Below are 20,903 nucleotides of genomic sequence, written 5' to 3'. Positions count from 1 at the left end.
TGGCCATTAAATTTGAGGGGAGGATCAGTTTGGACATCAATACGGAAACCTAATTATTTAGTGGAAATTTCCCTTCCCTGGGGCTAGCCCCAGGGAAGGGAAAGGACAGAGTTTAGCTAACACTCCCATTCCAAGTTGTATTCACCGACAACTTTTGTAAGTCAACCAATATTCAGCATTGGAAAGTCTCTTACTGAAACTTACTACAACAATGATTATGTGAAAGCAAATTCTTATGACTATGAAAAAGGACAAGGTAAACTTTTTGTTACACACGACACTCAGACATATGCAATGGAAATTGACGAAGAGATTTCTTTTGCATCTGACCAAACAACCAAACCGAAATTTTATAAACTAAACAGACCGACACTTGAATTTCAAATTGAGTTACTTCAATCAAAAAAATATAACTTAGATTTATTAAATCAAGAGCAGCGACAAGCACATCACCAAAACCTTAAAGCAATAATTGATTACACGAAAAATCAGATAATACAATATGACTACTGACAGTTAAGTAAGAATGGCAGCCGCTAACAGGCATTTGTCAAAAAAGTGGGTCTGGGTTAATTCAACATTCTACATCGTATCAACTTTTGTGCTGGGTTGACAGTTTACTGCTTCGAAATCCGTTTCTTCGCCAAGCGCCAAACCGTTGGCCGTAATCCTTCATTTATTAAAAACATTTACTTTCAGGGCTAACAGATGAAAGCATAGTAAAGCTTAGGAATAGTCTTGAGGAATTGTAATTTTAAAAGTTAGTTAGTTGTATTTTTCGAGACCTTAGTCAGAAGCTAAAAACAAGAATACATCCACATGAAAAAAATAGGATTGGTAGGTGGGATAAGTTGGACTTCTACCTTGGACTACTATAAATATATCAACCAACGTATCAACGAAAAATTGGGAGGGCTACACTCGGCTGAATGTATCATCTATTCCCTGAACTTTTCCGATGTCCAAGATAGAGGCTGGACAAACGCTTATGACCTGCTTTTTAATGCCTGCAAAGCCTTGGCCGCCAACAATGTTGATGGCATTGTTCTATGTGCCAACACGGCTCATTTATTTGCCGACGAAATCCAGTCAAAAATTGACCTTCCTATCATTCATATTGCAGCTGCCACAGCAAGAGAAATACAAAGGCAAAAACTGTCTAAGGTGGGACTGCTAGGTACAAAATTTACCATGGAAATGGATTTTTACCGAAATAAGCTGAAAGAACATGCCATTGACACCATCATTCCCTCAGAAAAAGCAGCCATTGAAGAAATACAGCATATTGTAAAAAATGAACTTGGAAAAGGTATTGTTAGCAAAGAGGCGAAACTCAAGTTTATGCGGTATGCAAATGAATTAATGGAAAGAGGAGCGGAAGGACTTGTTTTGGGATGCACGGAAATACCCTTACTTATTGAGCAAAAAGACTTTGATTTTCCTGTATTCGACACCACAAAAATCCATGTTGAGAGCATTGTAAATTTCACCCTCGGTAAATAAAAGCTTGTTGTGACTTACCAATACTTCGGAAAACTACTCCCACTCATAAGGAACACCGAAATCATTCGGCACAGGCATTTCACCCTCTGGGATATTTTGGTATCTTAGATACATGATGCCCATGCTGAGCACACACAACGGATGTACGTAATGCGGGCAAAAGTACTGATATGAAATCCCTATGGCTGAGATAAAAACCAAACAAACCGATGCTGATGTTTATGATTTTATAAACACCTTTACCGTTTCCGAGCAAAGGCGAAAAGACGGTTTTGAACTTTTGGAGATCATGAAGGACTTTACAGGTTTTGAACCGAAAATGTGGGGCCCTTCTATTATCGGATTTGGTAAATACCATTACAAATCGAAAAAAAGCCGTCAAGAAGGAGACTGGCCACTTGTAGGTTTTTCACCTCGAAAAGCGGCCATTTCATTGTATGTTTACTCAGGATGTTCCGGACAGGACGAATTGCTGGAGGAATTGGGTAAATTCAAAATGGGAAAAGGTTGTATTTACGTAAAGAAGTTGACAGACATAAACATAGAAACACTTAAAAAACTGATGAGGTCAACCATTGATTTTTTACAGACCAGATACCCTGTAAATAACTAAGGCCTTTTAAAAAGCCCTCAAGACAACCCCTCCTAGGGGTAGTTTTCAACTACCCCTCCCTATCCTTGGAATTTGAAATTCCAAAATCCTTCAAATCAAAATCCCACCATCTTAAGACTTGTGCCTACTCTCCAATATTTTTCCAACTAAGTCTGTAAAAACTCGCTTTAAGTCCTATTTTTGGGACTTCAATTATGAACCACAAGAAACTCGTCATCATACCGACCTATAATGAAAAGGAAAATATCCGGGATATCCTTACGGCGATCATGGAGCTTTCCGGGCATTTTGAGGTCTTGGTCATCGATGATAACAGTCCCGATGGTACCGCGGCCATCGTCAAAAAACTCACCCGGTCCTACCCGGAAAGGATACACCTGATCGGGCGAAAGGGAAAACTGGGCCTGGGCACCGCCTATATCACCGGATTCAAATACGCCCTTCAGCAGGGCTATGACTATATTTTTGAGATGGATGCGGACTTTTCGCATAATCCAAAAGACCTGGTCCGGCTCTATGAGGCTTGTGCGGTGGAGGGCTTTGATATGGCCATCGGTTCACGCTATATCAAAGGGGTAAATGTGGTCAACTGGCCCATGGGCAGGGTGTTGATGTCCTATTTTGCCAGCACCTATGTGCAGTTTGTCACCGGGCTGCCCATCAAGGATGCCACGGCAGGCTTCAAATGCTACCATAGAAGCGTACTGGAGGGAATCAACTTGGACAAGGTTAAATTTGTGGGCTATGCCTTCCAGATTGAAATGAAGTTTACCGCCTGGAAGCTGGGCTATAAAATCATCGAAATCCCGATCATTTTTACGGACAGGACCAGGGGAACTTCCAAAATGTCCACCAAGATCTTTAAAGAAGCCGTCCTTGGGGTGATTTCCATGAAAGCCAAAAGTATTTTCCGCCCTTACAAAAAAGCCAAGAAGGCTAATCAAAGCGAATCGCCTTGATCGGCTGTACATTGCTGATGACCATGGCCGGAATAAACAGCACCATGGTGGTGATTAGCAGGACCAATACATTTAAGCCCGCTATGATCTCCCAGTTCCAAAGTATGGGAACATAACTCATATAATAGTTCTCTGGATCCAAGCTGATCAGGCGGGTGGTTTCCTGCATCCAGCCTATGCCCAGGCCGATCAAGTTGCCGATCAGCATTCCCCTACCGATAATCCTGACCCCGTTCCAAACAAAGATCCTACGGATCTGCCTGTTGCTGCTTCCCATGGCCTTGAGCATGCCGATCATCTGCGTCCGCTCCATGATAAGAATAAAGAGGATGGCGATCATATTAAAAGCCGCCACAAAAAGTATCAGGCCCAAAAAGACGTACACATTATTGTTCAGCAACTTCAGCCAATCAAAAATCTGTATGTATTTGTTGGTGACCTTATCGACTTTCAGGTCATAATCTATCCTATCGTAAAGTTCCCCTTCCCTGCTGTCAATATTTTTGGGATCGTCCAAAAACACCTCAAATCCTCCCACCAGGTCACTTTCCCAGCCGTTCAGCGTCCGGATCACCTGAATATCCCCAATGATGATCTTGTCATCGAAATCTTCCAGGTAGGTCTCGTAAATCCCCACAATCTCAAAGCGCCGGTACCTGGGCGGGTCCTGGACAAAATACATGACCACCTTGTCCCCCACTCCCAGCAACAGCTTGTCCGCAATCTTCCTGCTCAGCATCACCTCATAGGATACCGTACTGTCTTCCTTGAAAGCAATGAACCGGCCCTCCACAATGGACGGTGAAAAAGCCTCCTGGTCAAAGGAATTCCCTACCCCTTTGAGCATCACTCCCTGCACTTCATCTTCCCCTTTGAGCAATCCCGGCTTGTAGGCATATTCCTGCACATGCTTGATAAAACCATAGTCCGGATATTCGGTATAAAACTGGCTGTTTTTGCTGGATGGATAGTCTTCAAAGGCATTGTTGGTGGAGAATTTATGCACCTGATAATGCCCGGTAAAGGAAAACACTTTCTCTGAAACCACATGCTGGAAGCCTCCCAATATCAAAAAAGAAATGATCAGGATCGAAAGCCCGATGGCAATACTTGCTACGGCAATCTGGTGGATGGTGCTGGTAAAACCGCCTGATCTTTTAAAACTAATTCTTTTGGCAATGAAGTAGGAAAGGTTCAATGAAGTGTTTTATTTTGTTACTATTCTTATGCAAATTAATATGAAGCAGTTAAAATTAATACTCCTGTTGACTTTTTTAGTGGGGACGACGGCTTATTGTCAAAGTAAGCCCAAGGAAACTGCTCAAGCCCCGCCCGAAAAGCAACAGGATCAAGCGCCCATCCTCCCCGGAGCAGACCGGCCTGACCTTTACCTCCCCTTGCTGAAGGGCAAAAAGGTGGCCTTGGTCGCCAACCAGACCAGCGTGCTTACCCAAAGAAACAAGCAACACCTGGTGGATTTCCTGCTCGATGAGGGAATTGCCGTACAGAAAATCTTTGTTCCCGAACATGGCTTCCGTGGTGATGCCGATGCCGGGGAAGTGGTCAAGAACGATACCGACAAGGAAACCGGTATTCCCTTGGTTTCCCTTTATGGCAATAATAAAAAGCCCTCCAAAGAAGCGCTGATGGATGTGGACATCTTGGTATTTGACTTTCAGGATGTGGGCCTCCGGTTTTACACCTATATCAGCACCATGCATTATATCATGGAGGCCTGTGCCGAGCAAAACAAGCCCCTGCTTATTTTGGACCGGCCCAATCCAAATGCGGACTATATAGACGGACCTGTTTTGGACATGGACTATCAGAGCTTTGTGGGCATGCATCCCATTCCGGTGGTCCATGGACTGACCATGGGAGAGCTTGCCCAGATGATCAATGGAGAGGGCTGGCTGAAAGGAGGGGCCAAAGCGGACATCAAGGTCATCCCCGTGGCCAATTGGGACCATAGCATGCCCTATTCCCTGCCCATCAAACCTTCCCCAAACTTGCCCAATGATGTGGCCATACGGCTTTATCCTTCGCTTTGCTTTTTCGAGGGCACCGATATCAGCGTGGGTAGAGGAACTTATTTCCCCTTCCAGGTTTATGGTGCTCCTGATCCCAAGTACGGCAGTTTTACCTTTACCCCAGAAAGCATACAGGGAATGAGCAAGCAACCTCCCCATGAAGGCAAAACCTGCTATGGCACCGACCTGAGGCAGGAACCGCTTTCCCATACCTTTACCTTGAACTACCTGCTGGAAATGTACCAAAAGTCAGGCGCAGGGGCCAGCTTCTTCAACAACTTCTTTGACAAGCTTGCCGGCACCGATCAATTGAGAAAGGATATCCTGGCCGGAAAGACCGAAGAGGAAATCAGAAAGGGCTGGCAGCAAGGCTTAGACGCTTATAAAACCAATAGAGAAAAGTACCTGATCTACGAATAGATAAAAACAATTTGAATATCCTATAAGCAATTGTGCAGGAAACGAAAATATCAAGAAAGTGTCCACGAATTACACGGATTAGCACAAATTAATTTTTAATAGACTCAGAAATTTTCATTCGTGGTAAGCATACGGATAATCAGATCGTGGAATATTTTAATATTTTCAAGAAATGGGCCAGTCCCTAAGAAAGCTGATAAGCATAAAATATATTTATACGCAATTATAGTAATATCCCTTTATTGGAAAACAGTCTCTCACAACCAGCCTTCCGGGCCGGAGAATTATCTCATATCCAAGGAAGACTTGTTTCTATTCTGTGAAATTCCGTGGAATCTGTGAGAAACAAACTTATTTTCATTTGGGCAGATAATCGTATCATAAAAAAGTATCATTAAAATGAACAAAGACCTTCGCATCATCTATATGGGCACGCCGGACTTTGCGGTACCCTCACTGGAAATACTCGTGGAAAATGGCTGGAACGTGGTGGCCGTCATCACTGCACCGGACAAACCCAGAGGGAGAGGGCAAAAACTGATCCCCTCCCCTGTCAAGGAGGCCGCCCTAAAACACGACATCCCTGTACTGCAACCTACCAACCTCAAATCCCCAGAATTCATCGAAGAACTAAAAAGCTATCAAGCAGACATCCAGGTAGTGGTGGCCTTTAGGATGTTGCCCGAGATCGTTTGGGACATGCCCCCAAAAGGCACGTTTAACCTTCATGCCTCGCTGCTGCCCAACTACCGCGGTGCCGCCCCCATCAACTGGGCAATCATCAACGGAGAAAAAGAAACCGGGGTCACCACGTTTTTCCTCAAGCATGAGATCGACACCGGCAGCATCATTTTCCAGGAAAAAGAAGCCATCCTGCCCGAGGACAATATCGGCAGCCTATATGAAAAACTGATGGAGAAAGGTTCTAAGTTGGTGCTCAAAACCATAGAGGAAGTGGCCCAAGGAACCATTAAGACCTACGATCAGGATGAATCCAAGGCCCACCACCATGCCCCCAAGATCTTCAAGGAAACCTGTGAGATCAACTGGGAAGAAAGTGCCGAAAACATCCATAACCTGGTCCGTGGACTTTCCCCCTACCCTGCCGCCTGGACTACCCTTAACGATAAAATCTGTAAAATCTACCTGACCGAAACCCTAGAGGACTTAAACGGCAAGACTGCCGGTGAGCTGGAAACGGATAACAAAAACTATTTGCATTTCCAGACCGGAAATGGGGCGCTTTCCATAAAAGAACTCCAAATCCAAGGGAAAAAGCGAATGAAAATCGACGAGTTCCTTCGGGGCAATAAGCTGTAAAAAAGCCAAAAAATCAATTGCATGTAAAAGCGCCTGTCAGCAGTTTGAGAGGGGAAGATTTTACTAGGCTGATAACCGAGGGAAAAAAGCTAGCTAAAACACCTCTTCCCCACCTACAATCCCCTCATTTTCTGGCCTTTTAGGGAATCTCTGAGTATATTGTTAGAGGTAAATCAACAGGATACAGCGATGAAATCTCCCCTACTACTTTCGACCATTGTGATGGCTTTTTGCCTGGGGTCTTTTGAGGCCGAGGCCCAGTTTATCAAGAAATTAAAAAAGGCCGCTGAGCAAGGTGTTCAAAATGCCGTGGAGCGCAGAGTAAGCCAAGAAGTGGAAAATGCCGCACAGCGGCAAACGGACAAATACCTTGAGCAGGTCTTTGGTCCACCTTCTGAATACGAAGGCGGAGGCGGCTATGATTATGGAAAAATCATGGGCAGCGCCAATTTCAATGTGGACACCGAGGAAAGTTACCACTTCAAGGGCTATACAGATATGGAAATCACCGGTACCGATGAAAAAGGCAAGGCCATTGATCCGGTCATTGTCAAATCACTGTTGAGCGAACAAGCGGACTGCTGGGCGATGGAACTGGAAAGCAACGATAAGGATGTGAAGGAAACGGTGATGATCTTCGATCAAAAAAACCAGGCCACCATTCTCCTTATGGAAAGCGACAAAGGGGAAAAATCAAGCATGGCTTACGGCATCGACTGGAATAAAATGATGGACAATGCTGCCGAAAACCAAATCGAAACAGCAGAGGAAAGTGATTTTTCGGTCCAAAAAACCGGCAATACCAAAACCATCCTCGGATACCCCTGTGAAGAATACCGTTCTGAAAATGAGGAATTCGAGGCCAACTACTGGGTCAGCACCTCCCCCATTAATGGATATACTTCTTTTTGGTCCAAGCAAAACTCCATGATGTCCAAAAACACAAGGATGAAGTATAACACTTATATGGAAAAATTTCCCGACGGGGACATCATGGAAATGAATTACCGCTCCAAAGAAGACAAAAGCACTTCCCATATGAAAATAGTGGAGATCAATGATTCCCAAAAGTTCGACTACGAAATGGCTGCCTACACCAATATCATGGAGGGAAAGGAATAAGACCAATTTCATTGACAAAAGGGAAGCCAATGCATATTGCCTAGGCTAATTTAGTGTATTAGGTTATTTGGTTACTGAGTTATTCGGTAGGCGGAACAGATTGTGCTTAATCCCCTTTACGATTATCCGTAATTACACCAGTAAATTTATCTCTCACAGCCTGCCCGCCGGAGGAGGGGATTCCACAGAGTTAAAAATCTTTTCTGTGGGCTTCTGTGCATTCTGTGAGAGATGGCTTGCTAATTTAGAGCTACTGGTGTCTTGCGGATATACATAATCCCCTTAATTCCTAATTTTCACCAAGGGCATTTGAATGGGACATTTCTTAAATTTCACCCGGCCCTAGAAGGACTGAATAGGAATAACCCCGGGTGTCAACCCTAGATAACATACGGTTACTGAGCCTGCCGAAGTACGGTGACTGAGCCTGTCGAAGTGTGGTCACTGAGCTTGTCGAAGTGAGCCGCGTTTCCTACAACTTATAAAAGTTCCTTTCCGCTAAACATTCTACCAAAGACCAATTCTCGGCACCTTTAATAGGAACGATCAAATCCCTCGGATTTGATCGTTCCTATCACTTCATCACCATGCCTTCCGCCCCAACTTTTGGCTTTACCGCAAACTTTTTTTCGGGCATTTTTTAATGGTTGAAAAAACCTTGGTATCTTGTGCAATCCAAAAAATCCGAGATTTTGACTGTTTCAATTATTGTAGCCAAAGCTAAAAACAATGTGATCGGAAAGGACAACCAGCTAATTTGGCGTCTTTCCGCTGACCTTAAACACTTTAAGCAATATACCACGGGGCATTATATTATTATGGGCAGGAAAACCTATGAATCCATGGGAAAACCGCTGCCCAACAGGACCTCTGTGGTCATCACGAGAAATCCTGAATATAAGATTCCCGAGGGGCATCATACCGTGGGGGGGCTGAAGGAAGCATTGGAGCTGGCGGCAAAAAACGGACAGGACAAAGTCTATGTGATCGGAGGTGGGGAAATTTATCGACAAGCCATCCCATTGACCGATGAGCTGATCGTCACCGAAGTGGACTGTCAGCCGGAAGGGGATACTTTTTTCCCTCCCATCAATTCTTCGGAATGGGAAAAGATAAGTGAAGAAGCCCATACCAAAGATGACAAAAATGAGTTTGACTACTCTTTCATCACCTATAAGCGTAGCAAAGCCAATCCGTAAACCCCATGAAGGAAATCAGTGCAGAAATAATAGCAATTGGAGACGAATTGCTTTATGGACAGATTATAGACACCAACAGCCACTGGATCAGCCAGCAGCTTGATCAGATTGGCGTAAGGGTAGTGAGAAAGACGACCGTGGGAGATAATGAACGGGACATCTTACACGCCTTTTCCAATGCCCAGCAAAGGGCCCAACTGGTTTTGATCACCGGAGGATTGGGCCCCACCAAGGACGACCTGACCAAGCCTTTGCTCGCCCAGTTTTTTGGCTGTGCCATAGAACCCGTTGAGCAGGCCATCAAGGACATCACCTTGTTCTTTGAAAAGCGGGGCAGAGAACTTACCCCATTGAATGCATTGCAGGGACATCTCCCGACCAAATGCGATTACGTAAAAAACGAATTGGGAACCGCGCCGGGAATGTGGTTTGAGGAAAACGGTGTTTGCTGGATGTCCATGCCCGGTGTTCCGCATGAAATGAAGCACCTGATGAACATCTTCGTTCTTCCCAAGGTCAAAGAAATATTTCCCTTACCGGTGATCTATCATAAGCTGATCAAAACCATAGGGATCGGGGAAAGTTGGCTGGCAGACCTGATTGCCGATTGGGAGCAACAGCTGCCCGAACACATCAAACTGGCTTACCTTCCTTCCCTGGGACAGGTAAAGCTGAGGCTGACGGCTTTTGGCCAGGATTTGGACCAGCTGCAGCAAGAGGTTAACGCCCAAATAGAGCGGGTAAAACCACTCATCCAACCTTATATCTATGGCTATGACCAGGACAGCCTGGAAGGGGCCATTGGCCGTTTACTCCGAAAAGAAGGCAAGACACTGGCCATTGCGGAAAGCTGCACGGGCGGCTATGTTTCCCACTTGGTGACCAGTATTGCCGGAAGCAGCGAATACTATAACGGAGGCATTATTCCCTATCACAATCAGTACAAAACCGATCTTCTGGAAGTCAAAACAGCTACCCTGATGGACCATGGTGCCGTCAGTGAAGAAACGGTCATTGAAATGGCCGAGGGAGTAAGGCAAAAATTCGGGGCGGACTTTGGACTGGCCACCAGTGGTATTGCAGGTCCTGGGGGAGGCAGTCCCGAAAAACCGGTAGGCACCGTTTGGATCGCCTGTGCCGGTCCCGAGGGAACGGTCACCAAAAAGCTGCAACTGGCACATGACAGAGGTTTGAATATCCAATATTCAGCCGTTTCGGTGCTGAATCTGTTGCGAAAACAGCTAAAAGAAAAGACAGTCGAAAATTTCGATTAAACAATTTTGCAAACATTGGATTAAAATATAATTTTAAAACCACGAAATAAACCCAATTAAATAAATATAGCATGGCAACTGTAGAAATGGTAATGCCCAAAATGGGTGAAAGTATAATAGAGGGCACTATCCTTAATTGGCTAAAGAATGAAGGAGACCCCATTGAAGAGGACGAATCAGTGTTGGAAGTCGCCACGGATAAAGTGGATACAGAAGTTCCTTCTTCCCATGCTGGGGTTTTGAAACAAATCCTTGCTAAAGAAGGAGATGTGGTGGCCGTAGGTGCGCCCATCGCCATCATCGAAACCGGAGAACAGGAAACAAGTGAGCCCGAAAAACCGGCCGAGGAAACCAAACAAAGCGAGGCATCCGACGAAGAGCAAGAGGAGTTATTGGCTGCTGCCCCTGCCCAAACGGCAAGCTTGGTGAGCAGGCCGACAGGAGTCACTTCTGCGGCAAAAGACGATAGATTCTATTCCCCATTGGTACAAAGCATCGCCAAAGAAGAAGGAATAGACAAAAGCGAGCTATCTTCCATTCCCGGCACGGGCAAGGATGGCCGCGTCACCAAAAAAGACATGCTTGACTACCTCAACAGCAGGAATCAGGCCCCTCAGACACAGCCAGCTGCGATTTCCGGTGCTGCATCTCCAAGTATAAGTGCGGGTGACGAGATCATAGAAATGGACAGGATGCGCAAAATGATCTCCGAGAGAATGCTGGAATCCAAGCGCATAGCACCTCATGTCACCTCCTTCGTAGAAGCCGATGTCACCAACATTGTTTTGTGGAGAAACAAAGTCAAAGACGCCTATAAGCAAAAAGAGGGGGAACCCATCACCTTTACTCCTTTCTTTGTTGAGGCCATTGCCAAAGCAATACAGGACTTTCCTATGATCAATATTTCTGTGGATGGCACAAAGATCATTAAGAAAAGGGACATCAACATCGGTATTGCTGTAGCGCTGCCCAACGGCAACCTTATCGTTCCGGTGGTCAAAAAAGCCAATGAGCTCAATTTGGTAGGGCTATCCAAAAAGATAAACGACCTGGCCAACAGGGCAAGAACCAACAAGTTGAGTGCTGATGAGCTCTCAGGAGGAACCTATACCCTATCCAATGTCGGACCTTTTGGCAATGTCATGGGAACCCCCATCATTGTACAACCACAAGTGGCCATCATGGCTGTTGGCACCATCACCAAAAAACCTGCTGTGGTGGAGACCCCTACGGGAGATGTCATCGCCATCAGACACAAAATGTTCCTCTCCCACTCTTATGACCATAGGGTAGTGGACGGTTCACTGGGCGGAATGTTTGTCAAGCGTGTCGCCGAATACCTGGAATCCTTCGATATCAATACGAAGCTATAACCATAACAGAGCTTAGCTCATAAGTAGATTTCTCCGAGTCTTACACCAATAATCGTTAGTCATAATCGTGTCAGGCAGAGGAGGAAGAGCTCGTGCCAAAGGGGCAAAATTACAATAGCCTGGGGTGGAAGCCCCAGGCTATTGTTGATTAGACAGTATCTTTTATTTTGTATTTGGCTGGAAACCCTCTTTGATTTTTTTAACGACCTCATTGATCTTTATCGGTTTGGTGAGGTAATCATCCATGCCTGCCGAAAAGGCCTGCTCAATGTCTTCCTTGAAGGCATTGGCTGACAAGCCGATAATACGGACACTTTCACCATTTTCCATTTCCCTTAAGGACCTGGAAGCCTCAAGGCCATTCATTACGGGCATTTGGTAATCCATAAATATCAAATCATAATCCTTTTCCTTGGCCGCCTTTATCGCTTCCTTTCCATTTGTCGCGGTATCCACCTCATAGCCCAGTTTGCCCATCAAGAGCTTCATGAACTTCCGGTTGATATCATTATCTTCCACCAGCAAAATGGCCAGTGGATATTTATCCGCCATATTCAACAGGGATTTTTCCGGAGTGGTATCGGCTTCACTGCTCATCACTTCCCCATCCCCGAGGCCTGGCACCCTCCCCAACACGGTAAAAGAAAATTCTGCCCCTTCCCCGCGCTCACTTCTAATTTCCAATCGGCCTCCCATCAGCTCTATCAATTTATTGGCGATGGCCAGTCCCAAACCTGAACCGCTTTTCTCTTGGGGACTTCCTGTACCCGCTTGGGTAAAAGGATGAATAAGCCAATCGATTTTCTCCTTGGGAATTCCGATGCCGGTGTCCTTGACCGAAAAATAAATCATATAGCTCTTCTCAAAAACCTGCTCTCCGTATACGCGGACACTGACATGTCCCCCCTTGGGCGTAAACTTTATGGCATTGCCGATGATATTAAAAAGAATCTGGTTGAGTTTTTCCTTGTCCAGCACGATCCATTCCGGCACACTATCCTCGACAGTCAATTCCAGGGCAAGCTCTTTCGCGGCAAGTAAACCGGCAAATATCTTGGTGACTTTATTAATCTCCTGCTTGAAATTGAACTTGACCAAGTAAAGCTCCAGCTTTCCTTCCTCAATTTTAGAATAATCCAGGATATCCTTGATGATGGCTAGAAGGGAGGCTCCGGAATCTTTGATCACGTTCAGAAACTCCTGTTGCTCCTCTGTCAATGGGGTGCTTTCCAATAGGCCGATCATACCCAAAAGGCCGTTCATGGGAGTCCTGATCTCATGGCTCATGCTGGCCAAAAATTCTGATTTAGCCCTATTGGCTCCCTCAGCCATTTCCTTGGCTTCCCGCAGCCCTTTCTCCCATATTCTCTGCTGGGTCACTTCCCTTCCCAAAGACATCATCCTTTCCTCATCCAGCTTAAAAAACCGGATTTCAAAGACTTTTTTGTTGCCTTTGATATCCAAGGTCATCTCCTCTGTCTGAATGCGTCCCGTCTCCAGGGCTTTGTTGAACGCCTTGATAAGCTTGGTATTTTCAGGGGCCGGGATGACATCGCTGATGTGCTTCCCGATGGAGTCTTTAGGGGGCATCAGAAGGAGTTCCTGATTTTGAACGTAATAATCCTGAAAAATGCCCTCGTGATCATAAATGAAAATGATGTCCGGAAGACTGTTGAGCACAGCACGGAGACGGTCTTCGCTTTTGACCACCTCCTGCTCGGCAAGATACTTCTCATTGATATCGGTGCAGATCCCGATACTACCGTTAAATTCACCAGTTTCCGTATAAAAAAAGTGTTCATAGGTCTTTGTCCGGATGACACTGCCATCCTTTTTTATAAAACCCAATTCAAAAGACAGGTGGTCCGACTTTTCCTCAACTGCCTTTGAGATTTCCTGCTCAAACCGAGCAAGATCTTCTTGCAGTACATAAGACCTGAAGTGCGCTTTAAATTCCCCTTTGGTATACCCCAAAACATCTACCAGGTTGTCACTGACGTCCGAAACCTCTCCCTTTGATGTCACATAATAGACAAATCCGTTTGACTCCTGCAGCAACATCGTTTGTTGCTGAAACAACCGGTTAATCTTTTCCGATTTTTTTTCAAGCTGCGCGTTTTTAGAATTGATCCCTCTAAAATGCTTGATCATCACATAGATCATCAATAACAACAAAACAAAGAGGCCTGCAAACATTAAAAAATAGGTATTGTATATCTTTGAAATGATCACGCCCTTGTCCTTGGCAAAAATCAAGGCATAATTTGTTTGAAGAGGGGGTAAATTAAACGGATACTGCGCAATAACGGCGTTGAAACGCTCCTGCCCTTCAGATAAACCTTGGACCTGCCCCTCATATACTCCAAGAAGCCCTCCGCTATACTCGGCCTTTATTCTTTCCTTTAATTTTTCCGAAAACACCACACTGTCTTTGGCATCGCTACCGCCATTGATGGCCCATAACCCATCACCTAGAAAGTAAAATTTGTGTCCGCCCTCCCCCAGATAATGGTTGGAGGCATAATCATTGAAAAAATCATGGATGCTTATAGCAGCTGCTACCCTAATATCCTTAACATGTGAGGTTAAAACCACATACCTTTCCAAGTCAGCAAACTCTTTCTCCGAGGAAAGCGCTACTTTTTCAAAATAGTTATTGTCCCTGATCAAATACGCTTGTGTCGTATCCCCCACCTGAACGAAAAGTGTATCGACCAAAGAGGAGTAGGAATTCAACAATCTCCTTGTACGCCCCTCAAAAATATGCTTGCTTTCCACATTTCCTGCGGATGAATCAAGCTCGATACTTTCTGTGTAATAGGTCAAATCCTCATGAAAGGCATTAAACTTTCTTTGCACTTCATTGGAGGCAATTTCCACCTGCTTACTTAAAAATTGTCTGCTGTTGGCTAAAAGGTTGTTGGAAAGGGCATCATAGAAAAAATAAGCCAAAAACAGGATAAGCACTATCGAGGCTATCGCCATCCATATCACCAATTGTATTTTTTTGCCCTTTCTTACCATCCTATACTGTCCTATCCCTCAAGCTCCAATACATACCAATTCAACAAATTCATCTGCCGGCATAAAACGGTATATTCATGCGAACGTTGCTCCCCTCCCAAAATGTACATATTATCTTTCTCCAGTAAGAATTTGGACACCATCTGCCTCACTTCCTTACTTTTGGACTTGAAAAGATTATAATCTTCCTTCCTGAAATTATCCGCATTGATGGTCTGTACATACGTGTGGTTTCTCAAAGGGGGAAGGTTCAGCAGTTCAATGGCCTCAGAGGTGCCCGCCACTACATTCCCCTCTCCATCAATCAGGACCAGCCGCTTATCCCCATAAGACAAAAATCTGTCAATCAGGTCATTTACGGTAATATCGAGTCCGATCACCCCTTCCAGCTCCTGATTATAAAACACCGGGTGAATCAAGGAAAGAATCCATCCCCGTCCGGCCGGGTCGACGTAGATATCCTCCACCCACTTGCTTTTTCTTTCCGGATTACGGACCTCATCGGCCATGTAATAAAAATTAAACATGGTAAGGTCCAAATCTTCCTCAAAGACATTGAGTACATCCACTGGAGGATAGATTCGGCACATCTGCAACCTGGTATTGAAATATACCTGACATACCAGCGGGATATTACATTGAATGGCGGCAAAGGCTGAATCAAGTGCCTCTGTATAATAAACCTGATGAATCGCTTTTTTTGCATCAGGGGTAAGGAAAGAAACATACACGCTGCTCTCCCCTTCTCCTTCTGCTTCACGGTAGATAACACCGGACTGTGACTGCTTATATTGTTCTTTGCTTGCCTTATGGGCAAATTCATCCCTATAGATAAACAAGTTCTCGGTGAAGGCAGCCAATTTTCCCACCTCATCTTCCAGTGGTCGCATTTCGGCTTCCATTGAGGTGACTGCTGAATCCAACAGCGCAAAACATTCGGCATGTACCTCCCTTTGCTCTTCCTCTTTACAGCCGTAAGAAAAAGACAAGAAAATAGATATTAATATAAAAAAACTATATCTCATCTACGAATATTTAAATTATAGTAAATCTAAATATTTTCCATCTGATTTCTAAGCACTTTATGCATATCATCGAATCTTTTTTGGACATTCTCCAAAAAAGATTCGGAAAAAAAGACATCCAAATCACTCTCCTCTATCACATCCATCTCATTTACTTTAAAGGTCTGCTCAATCATCCCTTGTTCGTATTTGATCAGGTATTTGTTGTTCCAATTGAAAATGGAGATCCGGATGTCTTTTTGGGTAAACTCCCTGAGTACTCTCATGGCCTCTTCACTTCTGAACTATAACTAATTTCCGATTTCAAAGAAGAAGAAACAGAACAGTATTTTTCAACGGCAAGTTTGATCACCTTGGCAAACTCATCCTCAGTGGCATCGGGCGAGGTCAGGATAAATTTCATATGGATGGCTTTGTAATAGGCAGGAATCCCCTCATCCCTGTCTCCTTCCGCCTCTACCTTAAAATCCTCCACCGTTCTTCTCTTTTTCTTCATCATCAGTACGGCGTCCACAGAAGCGCAGCTGGCCACTGCCGAAAGTACCAGGTCCATGGGAGACTGGTGCTGCTTCTTCTCCGGATCATACATATCGATATTGACTTTATTACCTTGTGGGTTGACTGCTTCATACTCATAATCCGCCTTCATGGTAACGGTCACATTCCTTTTTGCCATTTTCTTTTTTAATTTATACTTAAACAATCATTATGTATTCTTCTTGACACCCTATGTTGTTCCTTACATGTTTCTGCGGTACTGTCCCCCTACCTCATACAGGGCTTGGGTGACTTGCCCCAGAGAGCAATGCTTGGATGCTTCCATAAGTTTATCAAATATATTTTCATTGCTAACAGCCGCTTGTTTCAAATCATTCAATAAATCAGCCGACAAAGATCGGTATTTTGTGTGAAGATTTTCCAATTCTTTGATCTGCGCTTCTTTTTCATCCTTGGTTGCCCTGATCACTTCCCCTGGAATCACGGTTGGGGAGCCTTCTGAGGACAGGAAAGTATTTACCCCAACGATCGGGTACTCTCCGGTATGCTTCAATGTTTCATAGTGCAGGCTCTCTTCCTGGATTTTCCCGCGCTGGTACATGGTCTCCATGGCCCCAAGCACTCCACCTCTTTCTGTAATCCGCTCAAATTCCGCGTAAACAGCCTCCTCCACCAAATCGGTCAGTTCCTCAATTATAAAGGAGCCCTGTGTCGGGTTCTCATTTTTGGCAAGCCCCAATTCCTTGTTGATGATCAACTGAATGGCCATGGCACGGCGCACAGAGGATTCTGTAGGGGTGGTAATGGCTTCATCGTAGGCATTGGTATGCAGGGAATTGCAGTTATCATAAATGGCATACAATGCCTGCAAGGTGGTCCGGATATCATTGAAATCTATTTCCTGGGCATGTAAAGAGCGTCCAGAAGTCTGGATATGGTACTTGAGCATCTGGGAGCGCTCGTTGGCCCCGTACTTCAGTTTCATGGCCTTGGCCCAGATACGCCGGGCCACACGGCCGATCACCGCATATTCCGGATCAATGCCATTGGAGAAAAAGAAGGACAGGTTCGGCGCAAACTTATTGATATCCATCCCTCTGGACACATAGTATTCCACATAGGTAAAGCCATTGGAAAGTGTCAAAGCCAATTGGGTAATGGGGTTTGCCCCTGCCTCGGCAATATGATATCCTGAAATGGACACCGAATAAAAGTTCCTGACACCCTGCTCAATAAAATAGTGCTGCACATCCCCCATCAGTTTCAGGCTAAACTCCGTAGAGAAAATGCAGGTGTTCTGGGCCTGGTCCTCCTTCAAAATATCGGCCTGCACCGTTCCCCGTACTTTGGTAAGTGTTTCGGCTTTTATCCGCTGATAAACCTCTTCCGGCAACACCTGATCACCGGTCACTCCGAGCAGCAGTAAGCCCAGGCCATTATGGCCCTCAGGAATTTCCCCATTGTATAGGGGACGCTCTACCCCTTTCTCACTGTAGATCTGGTCAATCTTTGCATTGACCTCTTCTTCCAAGCCGTTTTCTTTGATATACACTTCACACTGTTGATCTATGGCTGCATTCATAAAGAAAGCTGTCATGGTAGCTGCGGGCCCGTTGATTGTCATGGACACGGACGTCAGGGGATTGGCCAGGTCAAAGCCTGAATACAGCTTTTTCATATCGTCCAGACAACAGATGTTCACCCCTGAATTACCGATCTTACCATAGATGTCCGGACGATGGTCGGGGTCTTCTCCATACAGGGTGACCGAATCAAAAGCAGTGGAAAGTCTTTTGGCAGGCATGTCCTTGGACACATAATGGAAGCGCTTGTTTGTACGTTCGGGACCTCCTTCCCCAGCAAACATCCGGGTGGGATCTTCTCCTTCCCGCTTAAAGGGAAACACTCCTGCCGTATAGGGAAACTCTCCGGGAACATTCTCGGTAAGGCCCCACTTCAGCAAATCCCCCCATGCCTCATACCTGGGCAGGGCCACTTTGGGCACTCTGCTGCCTGAAAGCGACTCAGCATAGGTCTTAATGCTGATTTCCTTGTTCCGAACCTTGAAGCTAAAATGATCCGCTTGGTATTTTTTCACCTTTTCGGGCCATTCCTCCAGCCACCTTTTGTTCTTGGGATCCAGCTCCAAACCCAGCTCCTGATAAGCCGCTTCCAGCCCCTGGACCAAATCCTCGCCCTTCTCCAAATCTTTTAAGGCCTCCAATGACTTTTTGATCCCATAGAGACGCTGGGCTAGTTCTTTCTGGGCCTCCACCCATTGGTCATACTTCCGGTTGGTCTCCACTATTTCGGCCAGGTACCTTGTCCTGGAGGGAGGGATAATGAATATTTTCTCTGAAACGCCCTTTTCCCCAAAACGATCTACCTTAAACGCTCCCGAAGTCTTTGATGAAAGTTGCCCCATAATTTCGGCATACAGCCGGTTCATTCCGGGGTCGTTAAACTGGGAAGCAATGGTACCGTATACGGGCAGTTTGTCTTCGTCCACCTCCCATAAACCATGATTTCTTGCAAATTGTTTTTTCACGTCCCTGAGAGCATCCTGGGCACCGCGTTTGTCGAACTTGTTCAGCGCAATTATATCCGCAAAATCAAGCATATCGATTTTTTCCAGCTGGGTGGCCGCTCCGTACTCTGGCGTCATCACATAAAGTGATAAATCCGAATGGTCCGTGATTTCGGTATCTGACTGACCAATACCGGAGGTTTCCAGGATCACCAGATCATAGCCCGCCCACTTCACGATATCCACCGCGTCTTTTACATGCTTTGATAATGCCAGGTTTGCCTGTCTGGTCGCCAACGACCGCATATATACTCGGGGATGGTTGATGGCATTCATCCGAATCCTGTCCCCCAATAACGCCCCTCCTGTCTTCCTCTTGGAAGGATCCACAGAAATAATGGCCAAACGCTTGTCCTCAAAATCCCTCAAAAACCTCCTGGCCAGCTCGTCCACCAATGAAGACTTTCCTGCTCCGCCCGTACCTGTAATTCCCAAAATAGGCACTTTTATACCTTTGGCCTTTGTCCTTACCTCGTCGAGTAGTTCTTGATGTTCTTCGGGGAAGTTTTCTGCAGCCGAAATCAATCGGGCTGTTCCCCGGCTATCCTCCTTCTTGGATTGAGCCGTTGCACACAAGTCCTTACCAATAGGGAAATCGGATTTCTCCACCAAATCATTGATCATCCCCTGCAGGCCCATCGCCCTGCCATCATCGGGTGAATAGATGCGGCAAATACCATAATCGTGGAGTTCCTTGATTTCTTCCGGCAGGATGGTGCCTCCCCCGCCGCCAAAAAGCCGAATATGAGAAGCGCCCTTTTCTTGGAGCAAATCGTACATGTACTTGAAAAACTCAATATGCCCTCCCTGGTAGGAGGTGATCGCTATGGCCTGAACATCCTCTTGGATAGCGCATTCCACAATTTCCTGGACAGAGCGGTTATGTCCAAGGTGGATCACTTCGCAGCCTACCGCCTGTATGATCCTTCTCATGATATTGATGGCCGCATCATGACCGTCAAACAGGGAAGCAGCGGTAACAATTCTTACGTGGTTTTTGGGTTTATATGTTTTTGTTGTGGACACCATAAATCAGGTCGGGTTTTGTCTTTTGAGGGCTTATTTAGAAAACCTGTCAATTCATTAATAAATTCACTTCCACCCAAATGACTGGAGTAGAAATTCATCCTACATTCACGCCTTGAGAGTGAACAGTGAAACACTTGCGAATATAACAAAATTAAGCAACTATCCTCCCTCGGATAAAAGTTGCTTTTCCATATATAATTTGGACATACCCCACTTAATCTTGAAAAAACACTACCGTGGATGAAGCAGGTAAACCGCAGAGAACACCGCTATCCTAAATTCGCCACGTTCATGGACATCAACCCCAGCTACTTCTGCTTTCTTCTTTACCGGTTTGGCATCCCCATCAACATGGAATCCATTATATAAAAAATGGGGAGCTTATAGCTCGCCCATTACTTTATCTACTCTGCCACACTTCAGCATTTTATCTCCAAAGTAGGGGTTTCTGATCGCTTCCTGATCGGACAGCCAATAGCCTCCCTTATTATTGAAGGCCATGGGGCAATACTGCTTGTACACTGCTCCTGAGGCCAGTTCTCCTTCTATGGATTTTTCAACCGCCGAACTAAGAGCGGCAAAGGCCTCCCTTTGTTTTTCCAAATCGGAAGCCTCTTTGATCGTCGTGGCCGCTTCCTTTCCATTAAAATCACTCCCCACGCTGGCAAGGATCATTTCAGCACCTTTGCTTGCCTCAGCCGCATCCCCCTGGACCAAGGCGGTTTTTACCTGGATATAATGCTGAAAAACCTGTTCGGCTTTTTCATTCTTAAAGCTGATTTCAGCTGCCTGGGACATTCCTTCCTCAGCACTTTCATGTGTGGCATGCTCATGCCCGTGGTTTCCCTCTTCTTTGGCTCCTCCACAGCCCACCATAAGTAACAGGGACAAAGCCAAGGTAGCACCTAATAATGATAACTTTTTCAT

Annotated in this window: 18 protein-coding genes; 11 read left to right on the top strand and 7 right to left on the bottom strand. The window is 45.4% G+C overall.

The annotated features are described in order from the left end of the window. The first annotated feature begins 219 nt into the window (after positions 1–219). The 4 genes from ACYVAA_RS05715 to ACYVAA_RS05700 all read left to right on the top strand — a co-directional run bounded on the left by ACYVAA_RS05715 (position 220) and on the right by ACYVAA_RS05700 (position 3,075). Positions 220–513, top strand: a complete 294-nt coding sequence (locus ACYVAA_RS05715) for a hypothetical protein (RefSeq protein WP_460539393.1) — start codon at positions 220–222, stop codon at positions 511–513. A 306-nt stretch (positions 514–819) separates the two neighbouring features. Next, positions 820–1,503, top strand: coding sequence for an aspartate/glutamate racemase family protein (locus ACYVAA_RS05710; protein ID WP_460539390.1), 684 nt, complete (start codon positions 820–822; stop codon positions 1,501–1,503). Positions 1,504–1,684: 181 nt separating this feature from the next. After that, positions 1,685–2,116 (top strand): DUF1801 domain-containing protein, encoded by a 432-nt coding sequence (locus ACYVAA_RS05705; protein WP_460539387.1) that lies wholly within the window; start codon positions 1,685–1,687, stop codon positions 2,114–2,116. 194 nt (positions 2,117–2,310) lie between these two features. Then, positions 2,311–3,075 (top strand): polyprenol monophosphomannose synthase, encoded by a 765-nt coding sequence (locus ACYVAA_RS05700; RefSeq protein WP_460539384.1) that lies wholly within the window; start codon positions 2,311–2,313, stop codon positions 3,073–3,075. On the opposite strand, the gene ACYVAA_RS05695 is transcribed toward ACYVAA_RS05700, so the two are convergent. Then, the gene (locus tag ACYVAA_RS05695; protein WP_460539381.1) at positions 3,053–4,273 is read right to left on the bottom strand and encodes an ABC transporter permease; all 1,221 of its coding nucleotides are present in this window, start codon (positions 4,271–4,273) and stop codon (positions 3,053–3,055) included. The genes ACYVAA_RS05700 and ACYVAA_RS05695 overlap by 23 nt on opposite strands. Before the next feature lie 40 nt (positions 4,274–4,313). Here ACYVAA_RS05695 and ACYVAA_RS05690 point away from each other — a divergent pair, with 40 nt between their 5' ends. The 6 genes from ACYVAA_RS05690 (at position 4,314) to ACYVAA_RS05665 (ending at position 11,813) form a co-directional block, all read left to right on the top strand. Further along, entirely contained in the window at positions 4,314–5,525 is a 1,212-nt protein-coding gene (locus ACYVAA_RS05690; protein ID WP_460539379.1) for an exo-beta-N-acetylmuramidase NamZ family protein, read from the top strand. 399 nt (positions 5,526–5,924) lie between these two features. Next, the gene (gene fmt, locus ACYVAA_RS05685; protein WP_460539376.1) at positions 5,925–6,845 is read left to right on the top strand and encodes a methionyl-tRNA formyltransferase; all 921 of its coding nucleotides are present in this window, start codon (positions 5,925–5,927) and stop codon (positions 6,843–6,845) included. 189 nt (positions 6,846–7,034) lie between these two features. Continuing rightward, positions 7,035–7,967, top strand: a complete 933-nt coding sequence (locus ACYVAA_RS05680) for a DUF4412 domain-containing protein (RefSeq protein WP_460539373.1) — start codon at positions 7,035–7,037, stop codon at positions 7,965–7,967. 668 nt (positions 7,968–8,635) lie between these two features. Then, entirely contained in the window at positions 8,636–9,166 is a 531-nt protein-coding gene (locus ACYVAA_RS05675) for a dihydrofolate reductase (protein ID WP_460539371.1), read from the top strand. 5 nt (positions 9,167–9,171) lie between these two features. Continuing rightward, positions 9,172–10,440, top strand: coding sequence for a competence/damage-inducible protein A (locus ACYVAA_RS05670; RefSeq protein ID WP_460539368.1), 1,269 nt, complete (start codon positions 9,172–9,174; stop codon positions 10,438–10,440). 71 nt (positions 10,441–10,511) lie between these two features. Next, complete coding sequence (locus ACYVAA_RS05665) at positions 10,512–11,813, top strand: dihydrolipoamide acetyltransferase family protein (protein WP_460539365.1); 1,302 nt, start codon at positions 10,512–10,514, stop codon at positions 11,811–11,813. Between the two features lie 162 nt (positions 11,814–11,975). Here ACYVAA_RS05665 and ACYVAA_RS05660 read toward each other — a convergent pair whose 3' ends face one another. The 5 genes from ACYVAA_RS05660 to ACYVAA_RS05640 form a co-directional block, all read right to left on the bottom strand. Continuing rightward, positions 11,976–14,798, bottom strand: coding sequence for a response regulator (locus ACYVAA_RS05660; RefSeq protein ID WP_460539362.1), 2,823 nt, complete (start codon positions 14,796–14,798; stop codon positions 11,976–11,978). A 50-nt stretch (positions 14,799–14,848) separates the two neighbouring features. Next, positions 14,849–15,862 carry a cysteine protease gene (locus ACYVAA_RS05655; RefSeq protein WP_460539360.1) on the bottom strand — a complete coding sequence of 338 codons (1,014 nt, stop codon included), beginning with the start codon at positions 15,860–15,862 and terminating at the stop codon, positions 14,849–14,851. 26 nt (positions 15,863–15,888) lie between these two features. Beyond that, positions 15,889–16,128 carry a hypothetical protein gene (locus ACYVAA_RS05650; RefSeq protein WP_460539358.1) on the bottom strand — a complete coding sequence of 80 codons (240 nt, stop codon included), beginning with the start codon at positions 16,126–16,128 and terminating at the stop codon, positions 15,889–15,891. Next, positions 16,125–16,538: an OsmC family protein gene (locus ACYVAA_RS05645; RefSeq protein WP_460539356.1), complete on the bottom strand. Its 414-nt coding sequence runs from the start codon at positions 16,536–16,538 to the stop codon at positions 16,125–16,127. The genes ACYVAA_RS05650 and ACYVAA_RS05645 overlap by 4 nt, the downstream gene beginning before the upstream one ends. Positions 16,539–16,601: 63 nt before the next feature. Then, on the bottom strand, positions 16,602–19,976 hold the full coding sequence (locus ACYVAA_RS05640; protein ID WP_460539354.1) for a methylmalonyl-CoA mutase family protein: 3,375 nt from the start codon (positions 19,974–19,976) through the stop codon (positions 16,602–16,604). A gap of 240 nt (positions 19,977–20,216) precedes the next feature. Here ACYVAA_RS05640 and ACYVAA_RS05635 point away from each other — a divergent pair, with 240 nt between their 5' ends. Next, positions 20,217–20,345 carry a hypothetical protein gene (locus ACYVAA_RS05635; RefSeq protein ID WP_460539351.1) on the top strand — a complete coding sequence of 43 codons (129 nt, stop codon included), beginning with the start codon at positions 20,217–20,219 and terminating at the stop codon, positions 20,343–20,345. A 12-nt stretch (positions 20,346–20,357) separates the two neighbouring features. Here ACYVAA_RS05635 and ACYVAA_RS05630 read toward each other — a convergent pair whose 3' ends face one another. Beyond that, positions 20,358–20,903 carry a DUF3347 domain-containing protein gene (locus ACYVAA_RS05630; protein WP_460539349.1) on the bottom strand — a complete coding sequence of 182 codons (546 nt, stop codon included), beginning with the start codon at positions 20,901–20,903 and terminating at the stop codon, positions 20,358–20,360.

The sequence above is a fragment of the Echinicola sediminis genome (assembly GCF_054777495.1).
This window is presented reverse-complemented; position numbering and strand designations above follow the sequence as displayed.